The sequence below is a fragment of the Mycobacterium sp. genome (assembly GCF_050701515.1).
Lineage (GTDB): Bacteria > Actinomycetota > Actinomycetes > Mycobacteriales > Mycobacteriaceae > Mycobacterium.
Genome location: NZ_JBOGDB010000314.1, coordinates 1 through 8787 on the forward strand (window position 1 = coordinate 1; position 8787 = coordinate 8787).

Annotated in this window: 12 protein-coding genes and 1 pseudogene; 5 read left to right on the plus strand and 8 right to left on the minus strand. The window is 68.2% G+C overall.

The annotated features are described in order from the left end of the window. Positions 1-1322, minus strand: a 1322-nt coding sequence (locus ACRDU5_RS22720; RefSeq protein ID WP_526617246.1) for an NAD(P)H-hydrate dehydratase, incomplete at its 3' end; no start/stop codon positions are given. Between the two features lie 120 nt (positions 1323-1442). On the opposite strand from ACRDU5_RS22720, the gene nthB reads away from it, so the two are divergent. The 3 genes from nthB to ACRDU5_RS22735 are packed head-to-tail and all read left to right on the plus strand — an operon-like array spanning position 1443 to position 3074. After that, complete coding sequence (gene nthB / locus ACRDU5_RS22725) at positions 1443-2162, plus strand: nitrile hydratase subunit beta (protein WP_526617247.1); 720 nt, start codon at positions 1443-1445, stop codon at positions 2160-2162. Continuing rightward, positions 2159-2752: a nitrile hydratase subunit alpha gene (nthA, locus tag ACRDU5_RS22730; protein ID WP_526617248.1), complete on the plus strand. Its 594-nt coding sequence runs from the start codon at positions 2159-2161 to the stop codon at positions 2750-2752. The genes nthB and nthA overlap by 4 nt, the downstream gene beginning before the upstream one ends. Next, a complete protein-coding gene (locus ACRDU5_RS22735) occupies positions 2745-3074 on the plus strand; it encodes a nitrile hydratase accessory protein (protein ID WP_526617249.1) in 330 nt (109 codons plus the stop codon). Before nthA ends, ACRDU5_RS22735 begins: the two co-directional genes overlap by 8 nt. Positions 3075-3083: 9 nt before the next feature. On the opposite strand, the gene ACRDU5_RS22740 is transcribed toward ACRDU5_RS22735, so the two are convergent. From ACRDU5_RS22740 to ACRDU5_RS22765, 6 genes are all read right to left on the minus strand, one after another. Beyond that, positions 3084-3479 (minus strand): type II toxin-antitoxin system VapC family toxin, encoded by a 396-nt coding sequence (locus ACRDU5_RS22740; RefSeq protein ID WP_526617250.1) that lies wholly within the window; start codon positions 3477-3479, stop codon positions 3084-3086. Further along, entirely contained in the window at positions 3476-3829 is a 354-nt protein-coding gene (locus ACRDU5_RS22745) for a type II toxin-antitoxin system Phd/YefM family antitoxin (protein ID WP_526617251.1), read from the minus strand. Before ACRDU5_RS22745 ends, ACRDU5_RS22740 begins: the two co-directional genes overlap by 4 nt. 79 nt (positions 3830-3908) lie before the next feature. Further along, positions 3909-4073 (minus strand): hypothetical protein, encoded by a 165-nt coding sequence (locus ACRDU5_RS22750; RefSeq protein ID WP_526617252.1) that lies wholly within the window; start codon positions 4071-4073, stop codon positions 3909-3911. Positions 4074-4094: 21 nt separating this feature from the next. Continuing rightward, on the minus strand, positions 4095-5960 hold the full coding sequence (gene glmS, locus ACRDU5_RS22755) for a glutamine--fructose-6-phosphate transaminase (isomerizing) (protein WP_526617253.1): 1866 nt from the start codon (positions 5958-5960) through the stop codon (positions 4095-4097). A gap of 67 nt (positions 5961-6027) precedes the next feature. After that, positions 6028-6207, minus strand: a complete 180-nt coding sequence (locus ACRDU5_RS22760) for a hypothetical protein (protein WP_526617254.1) — start codon at positions 6205-6207, stop codon at positions 6028-6030. Beyond that, positions 6171-6332: a hypothetical protein gene (locus ACRDU5_RS22765; protein WP_526617255.1), complete on the minus strand. Its 162-nt coding sequence runs from the start codon at positions 6330-6332 to the stop codon at positions 6171-6173. The genes ACRDU5_RS22760 and ACRDU5_RS22765 overlap by 37 nt, the downstream gene beginning before the upstream one ends. A gap of 47 nt (positions 6333-6379) precedes the next feature. Here ACRDU5_RS22765 and ACRDU5_RS22770 point away from each other — a divergent pair, with 47 nt between their 5' ends. Continuing rightward, the gene (locus ACRDU5_RS22770; RefSeq protein ID WP_526617256.1) at positions 6380-7222 is read left to right on the plus strand and encodes a dienelactone hydrolase family protein; all 843 of its coding nucleotides are present in this window, start codon (positions 6380-6382) and stop codon (positions 7220-7222) included. A gap of 9 nt (positions 7223-7231) precedes the next feature. Continuing rightward, positions 7232-8272 (plus strand): LLM class F420-dependent oxidoreductase, encoded by a 1041-nt coding sequence (locus tag ACRDU5_RS22775; RefSeq protein WP_526617257.1) that lies wholly within the window; start codon positions 7232-7234, stop codon positions 8270-8272. Positions 8273-8275: 3 nt separating this feature from the next. On the opposite strand, the pseudogene ACRDU5_RS22780 reads toward ACRDU5_RS22775, so the two are convergent. After that, positions 8276-8787 (minus strand): annotated as a pseudogene (locus ACRDU5_RS22780) (hypothetical protein); the annotation flags it as partial.

Sequence of the window (8787 nt, forward strand, 5' to 3'; positions counted from 1 at the left end):
CGGGTGTGGACGAACGCCCCGGCGGCCGCAGCCGTACCGGCGGGCAGTCCGGCGGCCAGCAGCGCGCCGATGATGCCGGAGAGCACGTCGCCCGATCCGGCGGTGGCGGCCCAGGATTGCCCGGCCGGGTTGAGGTAGACCGGCCCGCCGGGCTCGGCGATCACGGTGACGTTGCCCTTCAACAACACGGTGGCGCCGAGGTGTTCGGCCAGTCGGCGGGTGGCGGCGACGCGGTCGTCGCCGGGCGGCGCGCCGGCAAGTCGCGCGAATTCGCCCGCGTGCGGGGTCAATACGGTTGGGGCGCGGCGATTGACGACGAGGTCGGGATGGGCGGCGAGGATAGTCAGCGCGTCGGCGTCGACGATCACCGGCAGGTCGGTGTTGAGCGCGAACCACAACGCGGACGCGCCAGTGTCGTCGGTGCCCAGCCCGGGTCCGACCGCCCATGCCTGCACCCGCCCGGCCGCGGCCGCGCTTGGTGCGGCAATGACCTCGGGCCAATGCGAAAGCACTTGCTGCCCAGCACTTCCGGCGTAGCGCACCATGCCGGATACGGCGGCCACCGCGGCGCCGGTGCACAGCACGGCAGCGCCCGGGTATGTCGCCGAGCCGGCCAAGATTCCGGTGACGCCCTGGGTGTACTTGTCGTCCTCGGGTCCAGGCGCGGGCCAGCGGGCGACGACGTCGGCGGCCTCGAAACCCAGCATGTCGGTTGCCGGCAGGTCGAGACCGATGTCGACAAACTCGACGCGGCCGCAGTCGCCCAGCGCGTGAACCGGTTTGAGGCCACCGAACGTCACGGTCAGCGCGGGATGCACGGCGGGTCCGCTCACCGCCCCGGTCTGCACGTCGACGCCACTGGGGATGTCGACGGACACCACCGGGATGCCCGCGCCTTCGACGGCGGAGAACACCTCGGCGGCCGCGGGGCGCAGCGCGCCGGACCCGGAAATGCCGACGACACCGTCGATCACCAGATCGGTTGTGGCCGAAATACTTTGAGTCACGCGGCCACCGGATTTCCGGAACGCCGCCAGCGCCTTCTGGTGTGTCTTCTCGGGATTGAGCAGCACCGCGGCGGTCACGGCGCCCCGGCGGCGCAGAAACGTCGACGCCCACAGCGCGTCACCGCCGTTGTCGCCGGAGCCGACGACCGCGCACACCTGACGGGCGGAGATTCCGCCGGTGCGCGCGACGAGCTCGCGCGCGATCGCCGAGGCCAGCCCGTAGGCGGCGCGCCGCATCAACACCCCGTCGGGCAGCGACGCCAGCAGCGGTGCTTCGGCTTCGCGGATCACATCCGCGGAGTAGTAGGACCGCATCGGGCCAGGATTCCATGCCGCCGGGCATTCGTGTCGCCGACACTGAATTCAGTGCCAAATCATGCCGCCGCAGTGTCATTTTCGGCGACGGGTGTCGCGTGTAGTTGTTAGGGTCGTGCGGTGACCGCGTCGGGTGACATGGGCGGACGAACCGAGTTCTTCGGCCCGGTCATTCGGGAGTCGGACCAGCGGGTGTTCCACGACCCTTGGGAGTCCCGAGTCTTCGGTATCTCCTTTTTCCTGCTACCGCTGCTCGGCCGCAGTACCGATATTTTCCGCTTCGCCATGGAGCGACTGCCGCGCGAGGTCTATCTATCGAGTTACTACCGACGCTGGCTCGGAGCCTTCGAGAACCTGCTCGTGGCGGCCGGCTACCTCGCGCCAGGCGAGGTAGATGCCCGAGTTGGCGGCGGGCGCGCGCAGGCGGGGCGGCGGCGCATGTCGCGAGCCCGCCTGGCGGCCACGGCGAAAGCGCTGCGTTCCCTCTTGCGTCCCACGCTTCCGCGCTGGTTCGCCGGTCAGGTCCTTCCCCGGTTGCTGGGTACGTCGCGGCCCCCGCTGCGCCGCCGGCGCTTCGCGGTGGGCGACCGCGTCCGGGTGCGCGACACCCGAGCCGTGCCATACACGCGACAGCCTGGCTATGTGACGGGCAAACCGGGCGTCGTCGTCGCCCACCTCGGCTCGACGGTGTTTCCCGACGCGCACACGGTCGGTAGGCACTCGTGGCCGCAGCATCTCTACACAGTCGCCTTCCAGGCTGCCGACTTGTGGGGAGTTACCGCCGAGCCCGGCACCGAGGTCCGCGTCGACCTTTACGAGTCATATGTGGAGGCGGCGTGAACGACGCCACGGCCGCGCGGGTTGAGGCCCTGGAGGCGCTGCTGGTCGAGAAGGGAATCGTCGATCCCCGCGTCGTCGACGAGGTGATCGAGCACTACGAGACCAACGTGGGACCACTCAACGGCGCCAAGGTGATCGCCCGGGCCTGGACCGATCCGGGGTATCTGCAGCGGCTGCTCGCGGACGGAACACGTGCCGTCGCCGAACTCGGCTTCGGCGGCCCCGAGGGCCACATGATCGTCGCGGTGCCGAATACACCCACGGTCCACAACGTGGTGGTCTGCACGCTGTGCTCGTGCTACCCCTGGCCAGTGCTCGGGCTGCCGCCGACCTGGTACAAATCACCGGCGTACCGCTCGCGGATGGTCGCCCAGCCGCGCGTCCTGCTCACGGAGATGGGATTAGAACTGCCGCCCGAGGTACTCATCAGGGTCTGGGACAGCTCCGCGGAGGCACGCTACCTCGTGGTGCCTGAGCGGCCACCCGGGACCGATGGCCTGGGCGAGGCCGAACTCGCACGACTCGTGACACGCGACTCGATGATCGGGGTAGGGCAGCCCCTGTCCCCCGAAGACGTCGGTGATGGCTAACCCGCCGAATATCGACGCCGATCTCGCAGGGTCGGGCTCGCCGCCCCGCAACAATGGGGAGATCGTGTTCGGGGCGCCGTGGGAACGCCGGGTGTTCGGGCTCACCGTGGCCGCGTGCCGGTCCGGAGCGTGCGACTGGGAGAGCTTTCGGAAGCGATTGATCTGGCGTATCGCTGACGACGAGATGCGGCCGTACTGGCAGAATTGGGCGGCTGCGCTGGAGGATGTTCTCGAACACGCCGCCGTGTTGACACCTGGCGAACTCGATGATCGGCACCATGAATTGTTGAGACGTCCAACGGGTTTCGACCATCACCGGTAAGTGACGACATCAGGGTTTCGAGCCCGGCGACGCCACCGGCAGGCCTCGCGACCTCGCCAGAACCGCCAGCTGCCTGTCGTAGGTGACAAACGACATCAGGTCTTCGCCCAAAGTCTCGGCGGTCGCAACGTGAATGGCGTCGAGGGTCTTCAGACGGCCAGGCAGCTGCGCCGCCGTGTCACGAATCTCGGAGTTCAGCTGAAGCTCGCCGTAGTCGCGCAGGAGTTGGGCCATCAGGTTTGGGAAGGTGCCCAATCGATCGCAGTTGCGCACCGTCTCGACCAAGCCAACCGTGCTCGTCGCCATAGGAATGCCTGGGATGCTTTCCAAAAAGTCATGGAGCTCGGCCACATTCGAGCGTCTCGTCACGAGCGTCACCATCGCCGACGCATCAAGGTAGATCACGGTGTGGCTTCGCCGGTCGCCTCGCGCCTGGCCTCCAGCTCTTCCCGAAACTCACGTACCCACCCGGTTTCGCTGTAGCGCTCCTGGAGAAGGAGCTCGAGCGGATCGGGCGCCCCTTCGGGCACCTCGATGCGCGTGAACGTATCGAGGTCCGCCGTCGTCTTGCCCGACGGCCGCAGCGCTCCTGACGCCTCGAGCTCCTCGATCCGACTCCGCCTTTTCTGCCGACCGGGCATTACCGTCGCGATGACCTTCCCCCGCCGGGTGACCTCGATGGTCTCGCCTTTCTCGGCGCGGGCGAAGATCGCGCTGGGGTTATAGGAAAACTCGCGCACGGAAACCTTGCTCACTTTCACAGCTTCCCCAAAAATGTTGTACCTACATGTACGCATCATTGTAGGTACAAATGTCAGACTGCGGCGTCGGGCATCATCGCTTCGGGTCGAAGGAATTTGTGCGTTTCGCCTCGATGTCGTCGCCGAACTCCTGCTCCCAATCGCTATAGCGCTCCTCGAGAAAGAGCTGGAACGAATCGGGAGCACCGTCCGGCGCGCGGGGGTTGTCAGAGAATTCGCGCACCGAATCCTTGCTCATCATCAGAGCCTCGCACACGGCTTACTCGACGGTGACGGACTTGGCCAGGTTGCGCGGCTTGTCGACGTCGTAGCCGCGGGCCTGCGCAACCCCGGCGGCGAAAATCTGCAGCGGGATCGTCGACAGCAACGGCTGGAAAAGCGTTGACACCGCGGGTATTTCGATCAGGTGGTCGGCGTACGGCCGAACGGTGTCGTCACCCTCCTCGGCGATCACGATGGTCAGCGCGCCGCGGGCCTGGATCTCACGGATGTTCGACAGCAGCTTGGCGTGCAGCGTCGCCGAGCTCTTCGGCGAGGGCATCACGACGATCACCGGCAGGCCGTCCTCGATCAGGGCGATCGGGCCGTGCTTGAGCTCGCCGGCCGCGAAACCCTCGGCGTGCATGTAGGCGAGTTCCTTGAGCTTCAGCGCACCCTCGAGCGCGACGGGGTAGCCGACATGGCGGCCGACGAACAGCACCGTCTGCGACTTGGCGAGCCGCCGGGCCAGCGCGGCGACCGGTTCGACGGCCGTCAGCACCCGCGCCACCAGCTCGGGCATGGCCTCCAACTCCCGGTATTCGTGCGCCACCTCGTCGGGGTACTTGGTGCCGCGGGCCTGCGCGAGCGCCAGACCGACTAGATAATTGGCGGCGATCTGGGCCAGGAACGTCTTTGTCGAGGCCACCCCGATCTCCGGGCCGGCGCGGGTGTAGAGCACCGCGTCGCACTCGCGGGGGATCTGGCTGCCGTTGGTATTGCAGATCGCCAGCACCTTGGCCTTCTGCTCCTTGGCGTGCCGCACCGCCTCCAGGGTGTCGGCGGTCTCACCGGACTGCGAGATCGCCACCACCAGGGTGCTGCGGTCCAGCACCGGGTCGCGGTAACGGAACTCGCTGGCCAGCTCGGCCTCCACCGGCAGCCGCGTCCAGTGCTCGATCGCGTACTTGGCCAGCAGCCCGGAGTGGTATGCCGTGCCGCAGGCCACCACGAAGACCTTGTCGATCTCGCGCAGCTCCTGGTCGGAGAGCCGCTGCTCGTCGAGCACGATGCGGCCGTTGACGAAGTGGCCCAACAGGGTGTCGGCGACCGCCGCGGGCTGCTCGGCGATCTCCTTGAGCATGAAGTACTCGTAGCCGCCCTTCTCCGCGGCCGACAGGTCCCAATCGATGTGGAACTCGCGGTAATCGACGGTGGCGTCGCCGTCGAAGTTGGTGATCCGGTAGCCGTCGGCGGTGACCACCACGGCCTGGTCCTGGCCCAGCTCGACGGCATGGCGGGTGTGTTCGATGAACGCCGCCACATCCGATCCGACGAACATCTCGCCGTCGCCGATGCCGAGCACCAACGGGGTGGACCGCCGGGCGGCGACGATCGTCCCCGGCTCGTCGGCGTTGGCGAAGACCAGCGTGTAGTGGCCCTCGAGCCGGCGCAGCACGGCCAGCACCGACTCGGCGAAGTCGCCCGCGGTGTCGCCGTGCCGGTACTGGCGGGCGAGAAGGTGGACGGCGACCTCGGTGTCGGTGTCGCTGGCGAACTCGACGCCGTGGGCTTCCAGTTCCTGGCGCAGGACGGCGTAGTTCTCGATGATCCCGTTGTGGACGACCGCGATCTTGCCCGTGGCGTCGCGGTGTGGGTGGGCATTGCGGTCGGTGGGCCGGCCGTGGGTGGCCCAGCGGGTGTGGCCGAGGCCGGTGCGACCGGTGAGGCTGGCGGGGTCGGCGGTGTCCAGCGCCGCCTCCAGATTGGCCAGCCGCCCGGCGCGACGGCTGACGGTCAGACCGCCGTCACCGTCGAGCAGCGCAACGCCCGCGGAGTCATAGCCGCGGTACTCCATCCGGCGCAGCGCATCGACGACGACACCGCGGGCATCCCGCGTTCCGACGTAGCCGACGATTCCGCACATAACCATTCAGGGTAGTGCAGGAGCCAGCTAACACCGCGATGCGGTGATTCTGCGAACAGGGCGTGGTTTACTCGCGCAAAGCCGCCTTGGGCGCAGAGTCAACCCGCGATGTGGCTATCACTGACGGTTCTGCGAGCAGCGCAACCACGACGCCGAACGCGAACAGGGCGTCGGAGTCCTCGGCGTACCGGGCCAGCCCGGCCGTGGCGATCACGGCTTCGACCACCGCCAGATCGGGCTGCTCCACACGAACGGAACCGCGTCGGACAGGTACTCGGTGGTGCCGGTGACTATGTGACTGTGATCGCCGACGAGCGCCGCCACCGCTCCCAACACGAGCAGAAACACCGCAACGGGCTTGCGCAACTTCACCCACGGACCCTAACCCGACCGATTAACCGGTGGGCTACGGTCGTCTGGTGGCCGGCACGAAGAAGCTCTTCGCCGCTTTGAAGAGACGCGGACCGCACCGGGTGTTGCGCGGTGACTTGGCGTTCGCCGGCCTGTCCGGCGTCGTGTACACCCCGGAATCGGGGTTCAACCTTCCCGGTGTCGCGTTCGGACACGAATGGCTCACCGGGGTGGACCGCTACCGCGGCACCCTCGAGCATCTGGCGTCGTGGGGCATCGTCGCCGCCGCCCCCGACACCGAGAAGGGCATCGCGCCGTCGGTGCTGAATGTGGCGTTCGACCTTGGCACCACGCTCGACATCATCGCGGGGGTGCGACTGGGCGACGGCAAGATCAGCGTGCACCCCACCAAGCTCGGCGTCGTCGGCCACGGTTTCGGCGCGTCGGCCGCGGTGTTCGCCGCCGCCGGGATGCCGGCCAAGCCCAGGGCCGTCGTCGCGGCGTTCCCGACACTCACCAAGCCACGCACCGAGGAGGCCGCGGCGGCGCTGAAGGTTTCCGGGCTGATACTGGCCGACCCCGGTGATCCGATGACGCTGCGGTCCAATGCGGTGGAGTTGGCGCGGGTCTGGGATGGTGCAGTGCTGCGGGCGGTCAAAAGCGTCAAAGCCGGCGGCTTGATCGAGGGACGCCGTCTGGCCCGGGTGGTGGGGCTGCCCGGCGCCGACCGCAGCACCCAGAAGGTGGTGCGGGCGCTGATGACCGGCTATCTGCTGCACATGCTGACCGGCGACAAGACATACCGCGACTTCGCCGACCCCGAGGCGGCCCTGCCGAAGACCGAGGTGGTGGATCCGCACGGCGATCCGGTCGACATCGAGGACAAAGTCGTCGCACTGCTGAAGCCGTAGGGAGGCGAGATGCGGACCGGGATCTTTCTGGACTACTCCGGCGGTTTCCACCAGGCCGTCGACCACATCGTGGAGTTGGAGAAGGTCGGCGTGGACATCGCGCTGGTGGCCGAGGCGTACTCGTATGACGCGGTGAGCCAGCTGGGTTACCTCGCGGCCAGGACCGAGCGGGTCGAGTTGGCGTCGGGGGTGTTCCCGATCTACATCCGCACGCCGTCGCTGTTGGCGATGACGGCGGCGGGGCTGGACTTCGTCTCGGGCGGCCGGTTCCGGCTGGGCATCGGCACTTCCGGGCCCCAGGTGGTGGAGGGATTCCACGGCGTCGAGTTCGACAACCCGCTGGGCCGCACCCGTGAAGTCGTCGAGATCTGCCGGCAGGTGTGGCGCCGGGAGAACGTGCAATTCGACGGCAAGTACTACCAGGTGCCGCTGCCCCACGACCGCGGCACCGGGCTGGGCAAACCCCTGCATCTCATCAATCACCCGGTCCGCGAACGCATTCCGATCACCATCGCCGCGCTCGGCCCGAAGAACGTCGAGTTGACCGCGGAGATCGCCGAGGGATGGCAGCCGGTGTTCTTCTACCCCGAGAAGGCCGACGAGGCATGGGGCGAATCGCTGCGTGCCGGGATGGCCAAGCGCGACCCCGAGCTTGGACCGCTGGACGTGATGGTCAGCGCCACCCTGGCCATCGGCGACGACGTCGAGGACCGGCTGGCGTGGGCCAAACCCCAACTGGCGCTGTACATCGGCGGGATGGGCGCGCGCGGCAGGAACTTCTACCACAACCTGGCAACCCGCTACGGTTTCGGTGAGGTGGCCAACCGCATCCAGGATCTCTATCTGTCCGGCCGCAAGGCCGAGGCGATCGACGCGGTGCCCTACGAGTTGGTGCGGCACGTGTCGCTGATCGGACCGCGCGGATTCGTCAAGGAGCGGCTGGCCGCCTATGCCGATGCGGGGGTGACGACGATGCTGGTGCATCCGCTGACCGGCGACCGCCTCGAGTACGTGCGATTCGTGGAGGAGTTAAGGGAGCTGCTGCCGTAGGTTTTATTGCCCAGCCTGCGGGAGCTCGTCGGCCGCTATCTCACAAGGGGTCTCCGCCGCAACCGGCTCCGGGTTCGGCGGCGGCTGCTCGATGGGCTCGGGCGGTGGCGGGAGCGGTGCCGGTGTCGGCGCAGGCTCGGGCGGCGGCGGCTCGACCGGCGGCAGCGGTTCGTCGGCGGGCTCCTCCTCGCATCCTTCGTCCGGTTCGGGTGTGGGCTCCTCGGATTCGGCGAGATCGTCTGGCTCTACTGCGGTTTCGTCTTCGGGCTCTTCGCCGTCGGGCACAAGCTCATCGTCCTCAGGCTCTTCGTTCAGGTCCGGCGGATCGGGCAGCGCGTCCTCGGGCCGGTCCAGCAAGCCGCCGAGGGTGTCGGCCAGCTGCTGGCCCAAACCGGCGAGACCGCCTGCGGCGCCCGGCAGTCCACCGCCCAGGTCGCCAGGCGAGGGCATCGCGGGCTGCGCCGGCATCGCTGGCGTCGCGGACGCCGCGGGCGATACGGGGGCGGGGCCGGCCC